At 62.1% G+C, this 14,363-nt stretch carries 14 protein-coding genes; 5 read left to right on the top strand and 9 right to left on the bottom strand.

The window, feature by feature from the left end; genetic code table 11:
- Positions 1–9 precede the first annotated feature (9 nt).
- From NN662_RS19050 to NN662_RS19015, 8 genes are all read right to left on the bottom strand, one after another.
- Positions 10–702 (bottom strand): amino acid ABC transporter permease, encoded by a 693-nt coding sequence (locus NN662_RS19050; RefSeq protein ID WP_261931778.1) that lies wholly within the window; start codon positions 700–702, stop codon positions 10–12.
- 15 nt (positions 703–717) lie between these two features.
- Positions 718–1,425 (bottom strand): amino acid ABC transporter permease, encoded by a 708-nt coding sequence (locus NN662_RS19045; protein WP_261931777.1) that lies wholly within the window; start codon positions 1,423–1,425, stop codon positions 718–720.
- Between the two features lie 67 nt (positions 1,426–1,492).
- Positions 1,493–2,320, bottom strand: a complete 828-nt coding sequence (locus NN662_RS19040; RefSeq protein ID WP_261931776.1) for a transporter substrate-binding domain-containing protein — start codon at positions 2,318–2,320, stop codon at positions 1,493–1,495.
- A gap of 15 nt (positions 2,321–2,335) precedes the next feature.
- The gene (locus NN662_RS19035; protein WP_261931775.1) at positions 2,336–3,076 is read right to left on the bottom strand and encodes an amino acid ABC transporter ATP-binding protein; all 741 of its coding nucleotides are present in this window, start codon (positions 3,074–3,076) and stop codon (positions 2,336–2,338) included.
- 72 nt (positions 3,077–3,148) lie between these two features.
- Positions 3,149–3,712 carry a peroxidase-related enzyme gene (locus tag NN662_RS19030; protein WP_261931774.1) on the bottom strand — a complete coding sequence of 188 codons (564 nt, stop codon included), beginning with the start codon at positions 3,710–3,712 and terminating at the stop codon, positions 3,149–3,151.
- A complete protein-coding gene (locus tag NN662_RS19025; protein WP_261931773.1) occupies positions 3,712–4,194 on the bottom strand; it encodes a CMD domain-containing protein in 483 nt (160 codons plus the stop codon). The genes NN662_RS19030 and NN662_RS19025 overlap by 1 nt, the downstream gene beginning before the upstream one ends.
- On the bottom strand, positions 4,191–5,660 hold the full coding sequence (locus NN662_RS19020) for an NAD(P)-binding domain-containing protein (RefSeq protein ID WP_261931772.1): 1,470 nt from the start codon (positions 5,658–5,660) through the stop codon (positions 4,191–4,193). Before NN662_RS19020 ends, NN662_RS19025 begins: the two co-directional genes overlap by 4 nt.
- Positions 5,657–6,628, bottom strand: a complete 972-nt coding sequence (locus NN662_RS19015; RefSeq protein WP_261931771.1) for a LysR family transcriptional regulator — start codon at positions 6,626–6,628, stop codon at positions 5,657–5,659. Before NN662_RS19015 ends, NN662_RS19020 begins: the two co-directional genes overlap by 4 nt.
- Before the next feature lie 224 nt (positions 6,629–6,852).
- Here NN662_RS19015 and NN662_RS19010 point away from each other — a divergent pair, with 224 nt between their 5' ends.
- From NN662_RS19010 to NN662_RS19000, 3 genes are read left to right on the top strand one after another with little or no spacing between them, the layout of a single operon-like run.
- Entirely contained in the window at positions 6,853–7,845 is a 993-nt protein-coding gene (locus NN662_RS19010) for a sugar phosphate isomerase/epimerase family protein (protein ID WP_261931770.1), read from the top strand.
- Positions 7,842–8,717: a MurR/RpiR family transcriptional regulator gene (locus NN662_RS19005; RefSeq protein ID WP_261931769.1), complete on the top strand. Its 876-nt coding sequence runs from the start codon at positions 7,842–7,844 to the stop codon at positions 8,715–8,717. Before NN662_RS19010 ends, NN662_RS19005 begins: the two co-directional genes overlap by 4 nt.
- Entirely contained in the window at positions 8,714–9,592 is an 879-nt protein-coding gene (locus tag NN662_RS19000; RefSeq protein WP_261931768.1) for a ribokinase, read from the top strand. The genes NN662_RS19005 and NN662_RS19000 overlap by 4 nt, the downstream gene beginning before the upstream one ends.
- A gap of 28 nt (positions 9,593–9,620) precedes the next feature.
- Here the strand turns inward: NN662_RS19000 and NN662_RS18995 are convergent, their stop codons facing one another.
- Positions 9,621–10,463 (bottom strand): AraC family transcriptional regulator, encoded by an 843-nt coding sequence (locus tag NN662_RS18995; protein WP_315972614.1) that lies wholly within the window; start codon positions 10,461–10,463, stop codon positions 9,621–9,623.
- A 205-nt stretch (positions 10,464–10,668) separates the two neighbouring features.
- On the opposite strand from NN662_RS18995, the gene NN662_RS18990 reads away from it, so the two are divergent.
- The gene (locus NN662_RS18990; RefSeq protein WP_261931766.1) at positions 10,669–12,129 is read left to right on the top strand and encodes an alpha-glucosidase/alpha-galactosidase; all 1,461 of its coding nucleotides are present in this window, start codon (positions 10,669–10,671) and stop codon (positions 12,127–12,129) included.
- A 148-nt stretch (positions 12,130–12,277) separates the two neighbouring features.
- Complete coding sequence (locus NN662_RS18985; RefSeq protein WP_261932037.1) at positions 12,278–14,323, top strand: ABC transporter substrate-binding protein; 2,046 nt, start codon at positions 12,278–12,280, stop codon at positions 14,321–14,323.
- Positions 14,324–14,363 lie beyond the last annotated feature (40 nt).

Below are 14,363 nucleotides of genomic sequence, written 5' to 3'. Positions count from 1 at the left end.
TTGCCGCTATCAGCTGCGCAGCCTCAGGGCCCGTTCCGTCCGGTCGGCAATCTGGGTGACGAGGTAGGCGATCACCATGTAGATGACCACGGCGACGAGGAAGGCTTCGAGATAGTAGAAGTTCAACGCGGCGGTCAGCTGTGACTGGGCGAAGATGTCGACGACTTCGATCGCAAATCCGAGCGACAGCGCCTTCATGATCACCATGAACGAATTGGCGAGGTCCGGAATGGCGGCGACGGTGACCTGCGGCAGAAGGATGCGGCGAAACATCTGCGTGCCCCGATAGCCGAGCGAATAGGCCGCGTCGGCCTGTCCGGTGTCGAACGAGTTCAGAGCACCCTTCACGACTTCGGCCTGGAACGCCGCCACGCAGGCGGTGAGCGCGACGATGAGCGTCACCCAGTTCGGTGTCGTGTGGCCGTTGAAGTCGATGCCGAGTGTTGCGGCCAGGAAGTGCAGTGTCGCCGGCAGGCCGTAATAGGCGAGAAAGACGACGACGACCATCGGTACGCCCTTGAAGGCGATCTTGTAGGCGATGACCAGGTGCCTGAGGATCGGGATGCGGCGATATTCCGCGAGCGCGAACAGGCTGCCGATGAGGGTCGACAGGATGAAGATCGCCACCGCCATGACGAGCGTGCGCGGCACTGCGCTCATGATGCTGACGAAATCCGGCCAGAGGACGCTGATGTCGAACATGGATCTTGTCTCCGGTCAGACGCTGGGCATGGCGACGAGTTTTACCTGCGCGCCCTTGACGGTGTATTTGGCGGAACGCTGCTCGAAGAAGCGCACGATGAGCCAGGTGATCAGGCAGAGGATGGAGTAGATCACCGCCAGAATGAGATAGGTCTCGAACTGGTACTGGTTGTAATCTCGCTCCATGACGAGATGCGCCGTCGCCATGACGTCAGCCGCGCCGATGTACATGACCAGGGCGACGTTGTGGATCAGGTAGATGATCGAGTTGCCATAGCCCGGAAGCGCGATATGCACGGCCTGCGGGCCGACGATCCGGGTCACCTTCTGCCGGAAGGTGTATCCCAGGCTGTCGGCGGCATCGTGCTGGCCGCGGTCGACGGCAAGATAGGCCGGCCGCATGACCTCCGACAGATAGCCGCCGTGATAGAGGCTGAGGCCGACCATGGCTGCGACGTTGGCCGAGAAAAAGTCCTCGATGCCCATCAGGCCGACCACGAGGGGCAGACCGTAGAAGGCGACGAACAGCTGCAGGACGACCGGCACGCTGCGCGCATAGGAGACATAGAGGTCGGCTAGCTGGCTCAGGATCGGGATCCTGCGGACCCTGAGCGTCGTCGCGAGGAGCGCCAGGCAGAAGCCGGCGGCCATCGCGACGAACATGATTGCCAGCGTCAGCGGCAGTGCCGAGAGCAACTCGGGAATCATCTCGGATAGATTCACGTTGAAACACTCCTTGGTGTGTCTTCAGCCTGCCGCTGACGATATCTCAGGAAATCCGGAAGCCGGATTACTTCATGTACTCGCTGATTTCTTCGCCGAACCACTTCTGGGACAGCTTGTCGATCGTGCCGTCCTCCCGCAGTTCGCCGAGCGCCGTGTTGATGTCCTCGGCAAGCTTCTCGTTTTCCGCCGACTTGTGGATGAGGATGTAGGTGTTGTTGATCACCACCGGCTCGGAGGCCTGGATGTCGAGCTTCTGATTGTCGATCACGGTTTGCTCGCCGAGGTTGGAAGGCAGCACGAGCGCGTCGTACTTGCCGTTCTGAACCTCCTTCAGGCGGTCCGGATAGGGAATGCCGGCGCTCGAGGTCGAAACGTCGATCTTGTAGTCGGGGTTCGCTTCCTGCCACTTGGTGACGAAACGATAGACGCCGCCACCGGCCGTGACCGGCACGATCTTCTTGCCGACGAGATCCTTCATCTCCTGGATGCCGCTGTCCTTGCGGCTGTAGATCTTCATCATGCTCGCCCCTTCCGGGTTCTTCGGGATGAGGAACTGCTTCGCGCGGGCGTCGGACCAGTAATAGCCACCGGTCGCCATGTCATACTTGCCGGTCACGAGGCCGGTTTCCTGGGCGATGTCGGCAGCGCCTTCCATCTCGAACTTGTATTGCGGCAGCTTGGCGTTGATGGCCTTCAGCAGTTCGGGCTCATAGCCCTGCGGCTCCTCGCCGAGCGCACCCCAGGAGAGCGGCTTGGATTCGGCCGCCGTGGCGATCTTGATGGTACGGACGTCCTCGGCGCGGGCAGCGCCGCAGAGCGTGAGGGCCGTGAAAATACCTCCGGCTACGGCGATGCCGAGCTGGCGACGGGTCATGGAATGGATGATGGACATGTCTAAGTTCCCTTCTTATTGAAACGAGTATTCAGACTGCAGGAATTGCGCGAGGCGTGGCGTGGAGGGCTCGTCGAAGATTGCGTCCGGGCTGCCGTCGGCTGCGACGACACCGCCGTCCATGAAGACGATCCGGTTGGAAATGCTGCGCGCAAATTTCATCTCATGGGTGACGAGAAGCGACGTCATGCCGGACGACGCGACATCGCGGATCACCTTGAGGACTTCGCCGACCAGTTCGGGGTCGAGCGATGATGTGGGCTCGTCGAAGAGCATCACGTCGGGCTTGACGGCAAGCGCTCGGGCGATCCCGGTACGCTGAAGCTGGCCGCCCGAAAGCTGCGAGGGATAGTGGTTGAGCTTGTCTGAAAGACCAACGCGATCCAGCTCCTGCAGTGCGATTTCGCGCGCTTCCTCCTTGGATTTGCGCTGCACCACGACAAGCGGGTCCATGACGTTTTCGATGACCGTCATGTTCTTGAACACGTTGAACTGCTGGAACACCATTGCCGTGCGCAGCCGGATCGCCCGGATGGCGGCCTTGTCGGCGCGTTCGTAGTCCATGTGGATCTGGTCGAAGGTGATCGTGCCCGATGCCGGCTTGGCGAGGTAGTTGATGCATTTGAGCAGCGTCGTCTTGCCGGTGCCGCTGGGGCCGATGATCGAGACGACGTCACCGCGCTTTACCGACAGGTCGACACCGTTCAGGATCCGGGAGCTTCCGTAGGACAGCTTCAGGTCTTTGATTTCGAGCATTTCTGGTTGGTGTCCCCTTGGTTCGTGGCGATGGCGATCGTGTCCGGCGTGGCGATATCGGTGCCGGCACCGCTATTTTTCATTGTCGGCATAGCCGAGCACATGCATCAGGCGGTTGGCCCAGCCGAAGATCGAGATGGCATGGATGAGGTCGATGATCTCGACGTCGTTCATGCCGACCTCCCTCAGTGCCGCGATGTCCTCTGCCGTCGCCTCGGAAGGCGCCGCCGACAGACGGCTGGCAAAGGCGTGGATCGCCGCATCGCGGGGCCCGAGCTCCTCCGGCTTGTTGAGATAGAGAGCCGTGACGACGTCGTCGTTCTTCGTCAGCTCGGCGTGCCGACGGGCATGGACGACGGCGCAATACTTGCAGCCATTGACGATCGATGCGCCAAGCGCACCAAGCTCGCGGTCAGGGCGGGCAAGGCCGCCCTCGACATACATGATGGCGTTGAAGAGCACGGTGCGGGCGACATAGCTCTCCGGATCGTGCGCCAGCGTCAGCACATAGTTCGACACCTTCTTGGCGGACGGTGTCACCTTCATGGCATCCAACTGCTCGGGCGTTGCCTCCGCGAGGGCGACCGGCTCGATGTAGGGGTGCCAGTTCAGGGGCTTCAGACGGATCGAAGACATTATGCCGACCTCAGCAGTCTGAGACCTGCGGCAACACGGGTCTGGAAATTGACGAAGGCGATCAGTTCGGACAGCGCGACGATCTGGGGATTGGTCAGTCCCGCCAATTCGAGCCGTTCGATGTCGCTCCTGGCCGCCTTGCTTGGCGTCATGGTGACGAGATCGGTATGACGGGCAATCGTTGCCAGCGGCTCTTCGAGATCGGTATCGCCATGGGCGAGGGTCAGCTGTGCGGGTGTCGGTCCAAGAGAGGCAAGCTCGGCGTCATAGCCCTCGACCAGAACCTGATCCTTGTTGAGCGCGGCCATGCGGCGGGCGAGCGCCAGGCGAAGCACCGGCGGCAGGCCCTGATCGGTCTTGGGGGCCAGCACCGACAGACGGCAGAGCTCCGCGCCCTCGACGAATTCGGGGCGAAACCGCCTTGCGCCGAAAACGGCGTCGTCTGGCGAAAGGCCGGCGGCCTTGTCCATGGCGTCGATCACAATGCGGTCTCCTTCTGCAAGAGAGGGGTTGAATCGGTCCATTCGTCGCCGACCAGTTCGGGGACGTCATAGGCAACGAGATTGGCGTAATGGGTTTCGATATCCTCGGCGAAGAGCGAGGCGGCGATCCCGCGAACAAGCCTGTCCGCGCCAGCGCTGACGGCGGGAATATCGCCGGAGACCTTGCCGTGGGTCAGCATGGCTGCGTCGTTGAAGCAGTGAATGTGCCTGAGCTGCGGGCACTCCCCCGGCACCTTTTCCCGGAATTCGAAAACGGGCCCGAGATCCGGCGCCTCGACCAGCGACTCGCGCGGCGGCCCCATGTCCGGCTTGTATCTGCCGTCTGACCATTTGCGGATATGCGGCGCGATTGTCGCAAATTCCGGCCGGCCGTCGAAATTGTTGGTAAAGCCGGTCGCGGCGATCAGATAATCGTAGCGCAACCGCCCCTGTGTCGTCTCGATCAGCAGTTCCTTGCCGTCCTCGGCAACGGAGACGATGCCGCAGTCGAGGAGGAACCGGGCGTTCTCGTGGCGCGAGACGCGCAGCGTCGAGGAATGCGGCGGTGGTGTCTGCGTGGCGGCGGAATAATCGAAGAACTTCCACTTCCAGTGATCGGCAAGCGGCAGCATGCCGTGCACCATGCCTTGGCTGCCGACGCCGGTCATCTTGTTGATGCGCGGCATTTCCTTGCGCCGGATCAAAAGATCGACAGCCCCCGCGCCAGCCTCTAGCGCCGTCGCCGCATTGTCCATGGAAGAGGCGCCGGCGCCGATCACGGCAATCCTCTTGCCCTTCAGGGCATCGAAATCGATATCGTCGGCAGAATGCGCCCAGAGCGTTCGGTCGATGCCCTGGAGGAAGTCCGGGACGGCGAAGCCGCCCAGGCCGGAGCGGCCGGTGGCGAGCACGAGGCGGCGGGTGTAGACGCGGCCGGTCTCCGCGCCCTCGAGATCGATACCGATCAGGTCGCCTTCAAAGGAAATGCCGGTCATCTTCACGCCGTTGCGCACCGGCAGGTTGAGGACGTTGCGATACCAGATCAGGTAGTCCATCCACTGCGTGCGGGGGATCTTGTCCAGCGACTGCCATGCCTCCGCCCCCCATTGCGCGGTGAACCAGGCGCGAAAGGTAAGTTGCGGCAAACCGAGTGCAGGGCCGGTCAGCGACTTCGGCGAGCGGAGCGTCTCCATGCGCGCGAAGGTGACCCAGGGACCTTCGAGGCCTTCCGGCGCGGCGTCATAGGCGACAACATTGGTGATGCCGGTCAGAACCAGCTTGGCGGTCGCGGCCAGCCCGCACATGCCGGCACCGATGACGACGACGTCCCGCACGCGCTTGCCGTCCGAACAATGTTCCGGCACCCACGGCTTGGCTGGCAGTTCGAGATAGTCGAAATCCCGCGCGAGCTGCGCCTCGAGCGCGGCAAGACCTTCGGGATTAGGCACTGTTGTGGTGTCGCTCATGCGTCATTTCCGTGGTTTGTGGCCGATGTCGGGCCTGTCACCAATTGGCCGGCAAGCGCCGGGTCGAGCTTTTTGAAACCGGCGATCGAGCGTTCGGCGACGGCTTCCACCGCTTCCATCAGCGCTTCGGCCAGCGGACGGAGCGGTCGCCTTTCGGCGGCGATAACGCCCCAGTAGAACGGGACCGTCACATCGATGGGCCGGATGACGACGCCCGGCAGGCTGAGCCCATAGGCCGACACAGGCTCGATGACCGCCACGACCCCGGTCTCGCGCACCAGCTGCAGGGCGCCGTAGGAGATGTTCGTGCGGATGACCGGACCGGTCTCGATGCCCTTGGAGGCGAGCGCGCGCGCCACATGCAGCTGGAAGCGCAAGGGGTTGAGCATGGTTGCGATCCGGCGTCCGGCCAATGCGGAAAGAGGCACGACGTCAAGCGCTGCAAGCGGGTCGTCCTCACGTAGCGCCACGACGTCCGGTGCCGAGTACAGCCGCAGGACATCGAGCCCTGGCGTATCGAGCGGCAGGCTGGAAAAGCCGATCTCCGCCCGGCCGCTGCGCACTTCCTGGGCGACGACCGACGGCAGGAACTGGCCCAGATGGGTCTCGTGCGGCAAAGCCACGTTCCTGAGCTCTGCAAGTGCCGTTGGGATGAGAGCGGTGCCGATTGCCGATGTCGTTGCGATCTGCAGGATGCGGCCCTTGCCGGCAGCGATCGTCTTGGCGCGGGCGGCCAGTTCGGTAAAGGACATCAGCAGGCGCCGGGCTTCCTCTTCGAAGGCGACGCCCTCTTCGGATAGCTGCACGCGGCGTCCCACCCGCTGCAAAAGTGCAAAGCCGAGTTCCGCTTCGAGATCCTGGATGGTGCGCGTGACCGATGGCTGCGAACGCCCGAGGGCTTCGGCAGCCTTGGTTATGCTGCCGCTTTCAGCCACGGCCAGAAAGGTCTGTAGATCACGCGTTTCCATAGGGCCTTAATGCAAAATTTGTATCAGTCAAATCATTTCATCCAATTTTAGCATATGTCAATACGTCGCAGATGGCGCATGTACGATTTTTGTGCGTGCCCAATTTCTGGGCGCGAGCATCCTCGAAACCGCAGGACCGCAAGCGGCTTCCAAATCTTCTTACTTTACAAATAAAGAAAATGCTGTGAAGAAAGGGCATGAAGATATCGAAGGGATGATAGCTGATGTCCGGTCTGCGTTTTACCACGCGTTTGAACTCCTTTGCCTCGAACCCCGCCGGTGAATGGCCGGATCTGAAGGGCAAGCCGTCCATGCTGCAGATGGCGGCGCGGGCGGCAAAGGTGAAAGGGCTGACGGACCTGGATCTCAATTATCCCGATCACGTCGCCGAGAAGCCATCCGATCTACGCATCAAGCTTGATGATCTCGGCCTGCACATCAACGGCTTTGCCATGCGGTATTACACCAATCCGGCCTTCAAGCTCGGTGCCTTCACCCATCCGGATGCCGGTGTCCGTCGTGAGGCGATCGACCTCACCAAGGCAGGCATTGATGCAGCCCGCGAGGCAGGCGCAAACCTGATGACCATCTGGCTTGGTCAGGACGGGTTCGATTATGCCTTCCAGGCGGATTATGATCGCCTTTGGCAACACGAGATAGATGGAATTCGTGAAGTTTGTGCGCATGATCCCGACTGCCTGATCTCGATCGAGTACAAACCGAACGAGCCGCGCAGCTACAGTCTGCTGCCGGATTGCGCGACAACCCTGCTGGCGATCCGCGAGGTGGGCGCAGAAAATCTCGGTGTGACGCTGGATTTCGCGCATGTGCTCTATGCCGACGAACAGCCGGCCTTCGCGGCCGCGATGATCGCCCGCCACAGCCGTCTCCTCGGTGTCCATCTCAATGACGGTTACGCCAAGCGCGACGACGGATTGATGGTCGGTGCGGTCCATTCGCTGCAGACGATCGAACTGCTGCGGCAGATCCGCCGCGACGGTTACGACGGCGCCATCTATTTCGACACCTTCCCGGACATGACGGGCCTCGATCCGGTGCGCGAATGCGAGGTCAACATCGAAACGGTCAAGCGCATGCTACAGGTGGTCGACCGGATGGAGCGGGACAACCGGCTCGGCGATGCGATCGAGCGCCAGGATGCAGTGGCTGCGCAGGCCATCGTTCAGGAGCTCATGTTTGGCGGAGCCGGACGGTGAGCGCTGATCTATCCGACATCAGGAGCGTCGGGCCGCGCATCCGCATGCGCATGCCGCAGCTGACGCCGCTGGAGGCAAGCGTCGTCGAGACGGTCCTGTCGCTGCGAGACTTCAACGACGCGACGGCGCTGAAGGATATTGCCACCCAGACGGGAGTTTCGGAAGCGATGGTGGTCAAGATCACCAAGAAGCTCGGTTTTGCCGGCTATCGCGAGTTCCGGTCAGCCCTTGCGCAGTACAGGCAACTGCCGACCACGGAGATGCACCAGGAGCTTTCCCCGGGCGACACCTCCGAGCAGATCATCCGCAAGGTCTTCCAGACCGCGACGCAGGCCTTGGAGGAGACGCTGTCGATCATCGACATCGGTGCCTTCGACCGTGCCGCCGATCTCATCCATCACGCCTGGCAACGCGATTTCTACGGGATTGGCGGTTCTGCGCAGATCGCCCGCGATGTCGCGCACAAGTTCCTGAGGATCGGCGTGCGCACGAGCGTTCATGACGATGCCCACATGATGCTGATGTCGGCGGCGCTGCTTGGCGAAGGCGATGTGGCGATCGCCTTCTCGCATTCCGGCAACACGGTTGCCGTCATCGAGGCGCTTCAGCTCGCACGGCGCAATGGTGCCGGCACCATCGCCGTGACCAATTACAACAGTTCGCCGCTGGCCCAGCATGCCGACGTCGTGCTCTGCTCGACCGCTCAAGGGTCGCCGCTGATGGGCGAGAACGCCGCCGCCCGCATCGCCCAGCTCAATATATTGGATGCCGTCTTCGTTGCCGTCGCCCAGCGCGATTACGAGGCTGCGGAAGCGAACCTGCAAAAGACCATGAGTGCCGTCACGTCAAAGCGGAAGGACAAGTTTTCATGAGCGACCTCCGCCCGGCCGTCGTCGTCTTCGGCAGCCTGCATTACGATATCATCGTCAAGGGCCCCGGACGGCCGCGCAAGGGCGAGACCGTGACGGGCACCTCGTGGCACCCGGCCTGCGGTGGAAAGGGCGGCAACCAGGCGGTCGCCGCTGTCAGGCAGGGCGTTGCCTCGGCGATGATCGGCGCGGTGGCGGATGACGCGTTCGGCCACGCGCTTCTCGACCATCTCGACCGCCATGGCGTCGATCGCAGCCATGTCCGCGTGCTGGTGGGCGAGGGGTCCGGCATGAGCGTCGCCATCTTCGATGCCGAGGGCGACTATGGGGCGGTCATCGTGTCGGGCAGCAATCTGAAGCTTGGCGAGGACGACGTCGAAGCCGCATCGGCGCTGTTCGCCGCAGACAATATCCTCGTCCTGCAGAACGAGGTGCCGGATGGCGCCAATGTGCTCGCGGCCAAGGCGATGAAGAAGGCCGGAGGGCGGGTCGTTCTGAATGCCGCTCCGGCACGGGCGCTCTCTCCGGAGCTGGCGGCGCTGGTCGATATCCTCGTTGTCAACGCCCTCGAAGCGCAGGCAATTGCCGGCGGGCCGGACATCGGGACGCTCGATGAGACGCTGGCTTCCGCAAGGGTCCTGGCAGGCTCATTTCCGGTGGCCGTCGTCACTGCCGGTGGAAGCGGCGTGGCCTTCGCCAGCCGGGAGGGGCTCAGCGGCACCGTCCCGCCGATCGAGGTTGAAGTCGTCAGCACGCATGGCGCCGGCGACGAGTTCATCGGCGTCATGACCGCGCGGCTGCTGCAGGGCGACGAGATCGAAGGCGCCCTGATTGCCGCCAACAAGGCCGCCGCCGACCTCGTCGGCCGGGTCCGCTGAAGAGGCAGGGTTCAGGTCGCGCCCAGGCTCATTTGTCGGCCGAGGCATACATGCCGTTGGTGCGGAATTCGGTGGGGCTGATGCCGTAGGCCTTGCGAAAGACCTTCGAGAAGTAGTTGTTCTCCGGCATGCCGCACAGCGCCGCGATTTCCTTGATGCTCATCTCGCGGTTGGCGGTAAGCAACCGCGCGGCGCGGCGCATGCGCCGCTGCTGCACGTATTCGGCAGGCGGCAGGCCCGTCATCGACGCGAAGCTGCGGGAGAAATGCGCCCGGCTCAGCCCCGCGACCGAGGCGAGTACATCGACGCTGAGGTCGGCGCCGAGATTGGCGGCGATGTGTTCCATCGTCCGGGTGATCGAGTTCTGCTCCTTCAGCACCCGGTCCGAGGGGCCGAAGACGTCGTCGTGCAGATGCATCGCCGCTTCGTAGGCAATCGCCGAGGCGGCACCCGGCGTCTCGGCTTCGCCCTTGAGAAGCCGCAGCGTGCAGTTGGCGAGGCGATCGATCGTCTTCGACTTCAGCTTCAGAACCGGACCGTGGGCATTGAGAACGGTTTCGTGAATGCGAAGGGCATCGATGCCGTTCATCGATATCCAGAAATATTCCCACCGGTCGCCCTTCTCGAGCCAGTAGCGGTGATTGTGGGGAATGATGACCAGAAGCGTCTCACCCGCATGAATCTTTATGTCGCGGTTCTCGTAGCGCAGCGATCCGCGACCGCTGATTGTGTGCTGGAGAACGGTAAAGGGGGTGTTGCCGCGCAACCGTCCGTCCCAGGAATAGTTAGTATTTTCACGCACTTCATAGCCTGCACTGGTCGGCATGGTATGAAGATTGACGCGCGACCTGACGACGGAAAGACTCCGCATGTCCTCGCCGTGGGCGATCAATTCCTGCAGCACAATTTTACCCTCAATAGCATAATGCTCCTCTTTTCATCTCATCAAATCTTGGCATATTCAACGGCGAAGAACGAGGAGTTGCCGACAATCTGGCTCTTGAGAACCGCGTGCCGGATAGCTGGCGCCGGCGGGAGAGGCTTTGCTTTGTCGGGCTTAGAGGATGGAGAGCCCCATGAGTTTCAAGATCGCGATCATCGGCGCCGGCAGCGTCGAGTTCACGCGCAAGCTGTTTTCGGACATTTTGTCCGTTCCTGAATTTCAGGACGTCGAATTCGCGCTCACCGACATATCCGAGCATAATCTCTCCCTCATCGAGAAGGTGCTGAACACGATCAAGGAGGCGAGTGGCCTGAAGGTGCGCATCAGCGCAACGACGGACCGCCGCAAGGCGATCGAAGGCGCGCGCTATATCGTATCCTGCGTGCGTGTCGGCGGGCTTGAGGCCTATGCGGACGATATCCGCATTCCGCTGAAATACGGCATCGACCAGTGCGTCGGAGATACCATCTGCGCGGGTGGCATCCTGTACGGTCAGCGCAACATCCCGGTCATCCTCGATTTCTGCAAGGACATCCGCGAAGTCGCCGAGCCGGGCGCCCGCTTCCTGAATTACGCAAACCCGATGGTCATGAACACCTGGGCTGCGATCGAATACGGCAAGGTCGATACGATCGGCCTCTGCCACGGCGTGCAGCACGGCGGCGAGCAGATCGCCGAAGTGCTCGGCGTCAGCCATGACGATCTCGACTTCATCTGCTCGGGCATCAACCATCAGACCTGGTTCGTCGACGTTCGCGTCAAGGGTCGCAAGGTCGGCAAGGACGAACTGGTCGCGGCCTTCGAGCGCCATCCGGTGATCAGCCAGCAGGAGAAGGTCCGCATCGACGTGCTGAAGCGCTTCGGCGTCTATTCGACCGAAAGCAACGGCCATCTGTCGGAATACCTTCCGTGGTATCGCAAGCGCCCGGACGAGATCGCCAAATGGATTGACATGTCCGACTGGATTCACGGCGAGACCGGCGGCTACCTGCGTTACACGACGGAGAACCGCAACTGGTTCGAAACCGAGTTCCCGAGCGTTCTGGAAGGCGCCAAGCGTCCTTTCAGCCAGTACAAGCGTTCCAACGAGCATGCCAGCTACATTCTCGAGGCCCTGGAGACGGGCCGGGTCTATCGCGGCCACTTCAACCAGAAGAACAAAGGCGTCATCACCAACCTGCCGTCCGATGCGATCATCGAGTCGCCGGGCTTCGTCGACCGCTTCGGGATCAACATGGCGGCCGGCATCACGCTGCCCGAAGCCGCCGCCGCCACCTGCATGGCCTCGATCAATGTTCAGCGCATGTCGGTTCACGCGGCCGTCACCGGCGATGTCGAACTGCTGAAGCAAGCCGTTCTTCATGATCCGCTGGTCGGCGCGATCTGCACGCCGGAAGAGGTCTGGCAGATGGTGGACGAGATGCTCGTCGCCCAGGCGCGCTGGCTACCGCAATTTGCCGATGCCATTCCGGCGGCAAAGGAACGTTTGTCGAAGGCGACCGTGAAGACACGCGACTGGCAGGGCTCTGCCCGCCGCGAGGTGCGCTCGATCGAGGAACTGCGCGCCGCAAGGCAGGAACGCAAGGCCGGCTAGGCCGCAAAGGGATGGGCGGTTGGAGGAACCGCCCAGGCCTTCCGTTGACAATGGAAGCGCCGAACACTTGGCGACGGCAAGACCGTCAACGTCAAACAGGGGAGTGAAGATGAATAGCCGATATCTCAAGCTGACCGCGGCACTGCTTATGAGCGCCGCCGCCCTTACAGTCCAGGTTCGGGCCTCCGATCTGCAGCCAGTTCCGGCCGCGCCGGATTTCCCGGCGCAGACGAAGGTCCAGTATGTGGGCATCAATGACATCCTGGAGTTCAAGGCGCTGCCGGAATATCACGAGCCCGCATGGATGACGAAGGATTTCGTCGACACGGGCAAGCTGCCGCCGGTCAAGGATCGTCTGCCGAAGGAGCCGATGGTCTACAAGACCGGCAACATGCCGGACGGTATCGGCGTTTATGGCGGCACGCTCCGCCACGTCATCGGCGGCCGGCCTGAGGGTTGGAACTACAGCGCCGGCCAGAACCAGGGCTGGGGCGGCATCGATATCGGCATGTACGAGTGCCTGACGCGCACCGGCCCGCTGTTTGAGGTCAAGGCCGACGAACTGGAGCCGCTGCCGAACCTTGCCAAGAGCTGGGAATGGTCGTCCGACGGCCACAAGCTGACCATGCACCTGATCGAAGGGGCCAAGTGGTCGGACGGTGTCGATTTCACCTCCGATGACGTGATGTTCTACTGGAACGACAACGTTCTCGATCCGAACGTCTATCCGCTGAACGGTGCGACGCAGGAAACCTTCGGCCAGGGCACGACCCTGAAGGCGATCGACAAGTACACGATCGAGTGGACCTTCAAGGACGCCTTCCCGAAACAGTTCCTCTACAACATGGCCTACGGCACCTTCTGCCCCGGCCCGGCACACATGCTGCAGCCGCAGCATCCGAAATATTCGAAGAACACCTACGAGCAGTACAAGAACGCCTTCCCGCCGGATTACATGAACTTCCCGGTCATGGGCGCATGGGTTCCCGTCGAATACCGGCCGGACGACATCATCGTGCTGCGTCGCAACCCCTACTACTGGAAGGTCGACGAGAAGGGCAATCAGCTGCCGTATCTCGACGAGGTCCACTACAAGCTGTCGACCTGGGCGGACCGCGACGTGCAGGCCGTTGCCGGCTCGGCCGACCTGTCGAACCTCGAACAGCCGGAAAACTTCGTCTCCTCGCTGAAACGTGCGGCCGAGCCGAACGCTCCGGCGCGTCTCGCCTTCGGTCCCCGTCTCATCGGCTACAATCTGATGATGAACTTCTCGGGCAATGGCTGGGGTGATCCGGACGAGCGCGAGCAGGCCGTCCGCGAACTGAACCGCAACGAGCATTTCCGCAAGGCCGTCACCATGGCGATGGATCGCAAGAAGCTCGGCGAGGCACTGGTGAAAGGACCGTTCGTCGCCACCTATCCTGGCGGCATCCTGTCCGGCTCTAACTTCTACGACCGCGAGTCGACCATGTACTACCCCTTCGATCTCGAAGGCGCCAAGAAGGAGCTGGCGGAAGCCGGCCTGAAGGACACGGACGGCAACGGTATCGTCAACTTCCCGGCCGGTACTGCCGGCGGCAAGGACGTCGAGATCTCGCTTCTGGTCAACAACACCTACGGCACGGACAAGAACCTCGCCGAAGGCGTGATCGGCCAGATGGAGAAGCTCGGGATTCGGGTCGTTCTGAATTCCCAGGACGGCAAGAACCGCGATCAGGCAAATTATGGCGGCAAGTTCGACTGGATGGTGCTGCGCACCAATGCCGAACTGGCCTCCGTCGTCCAGAACACGCCGCAGCTGGCACCAACCGGCCCGCGTACCAGCTGGTTCCACCGTGCCAACGGCAAGGACGAGCTTGACCTGATGCCGTTCGAAAAGCAGCTGGTCGACATCGTCAACAAGTTCATCGCCTCCAGCGATCCGGAGGAGAAGGCGACGTTGATGAAGGAATACCAGAAGGTCTACACGACCAACGTCAACACCGTTGGCCTGGTCGAGTATCCCGGTGCCCTGATCATCAACAAGCGGTTCGCCAATATCCCGAACGGAGCGCCGATCTTCATGTTCAACTGGGCGGAAGGCGCGATCATGCGCGAGCGGCTCTATGTGCCGACCGACAAGCAGGGCGGCTACGAACTGCACAAGGATGCGCTTCCGGGCAAGCCCGGCGGTGCAGGCGCAATCACCGAGTAACCACTACCTCCCAGCGCCGCATCCTTTCCCGCTCCGGCGG

The organism is Rhizobium sp. NRK18 (assembly GCF_024385575.1).
Lineage (GTDB): Bacteria > Pseudomonadota > Alphaproteobacteria > Rhizobiales > Rhizobiaceae > JANFMV01.
This window is presented reverse-complemented; position numbering and strand designations above follow the sequence as displayed.

What these genes read in the sequence shown, in the direction of transcription:
- NN662_RS19050 (WP_261931778.1), bottom strand. Translation starts at nt 702, where the DNA reads ATGTTCGACATCAGCGTCCTCTGGCCGGATTTCGTCAGCATCATGAGC.
- NN662_RS19040 (WP_261931776.1), bottom strand. Translation starts at nt 2,320, where the DNA reads ATGTCCATCATCCATTCCATGACCCGTCGCCAGCTCGGCATCGCCGTA.
- NN662_RS19035 (WP_261931775.1), bottom strand. Translation starts at nt 3,076, where the DNA reads ATGCTCGAAATCAAAGACCTGAAGCTGTCCTACGGAAGCTCCCGGATC.
- NN662_RS19030 (WP_261931774.1), bottom strand. Translation starts at nt 3,712, where the DNA reads ATGTCTTCGATCCGTCTGAAGCCCCTGAACTGGCACCCCTACATCGAG.
- NN662_RS19020 (WP_261931772.1), bottom strand. Translation starts at nt 5,660, where the DNA reads ATGAGCGACACCACAACAGTGCCTAATCCCGAAGGTCTTGCCGCGCTC.
- NN662_RS19015 (WP_261931771.1), bottom strand. Translation starts at nt 6,628, where the DNA reads ATGGAAACGCGTGATCTACAGACCTTTCTGGCCGTGGCTGAAAGCGGC.
- NN662_RS19010 (WP_261931770.1), top strand. Translation starts at nt 6,853, where the DNA reads ATGTCCGGTCTGCGTTTTACCACGCGTTTGAACTCCTTTGCCTCGAAC.
- NN662_RS19000 (WP_261931768.1), top strand. Translation starts at nt 8,714, where the DNA reads ATGAGCGACCTCCGCCCGGCCGTCGTCGTCTTCGGCAGCCTGCATTAC.
- NN662_RS18995 (WP_315972614.1), bottom strand. Translation starts at nt 10,463, where the DNA reads ATGCGGAGTCTTTCCGTCGTCAGGTCGCGCGTCAATCTTCATACCATG.
- NN662_RS18990 (WP_261931766.1), top strand. Translation starts at nt 10,669, where the DNA reads ATGAGTTTCAAGATCGCGATCATCGGCGCCGGCAGCGTCGAGTTCACG.
- NN662_RS18985 (WP_261932037.1), top strand. Translation starts at nt 12,278, where the DNA reads ATGAGCGCCGCCGCCCTTACAGTCCAGGTTCGGGCCTCCGATCTGCAG.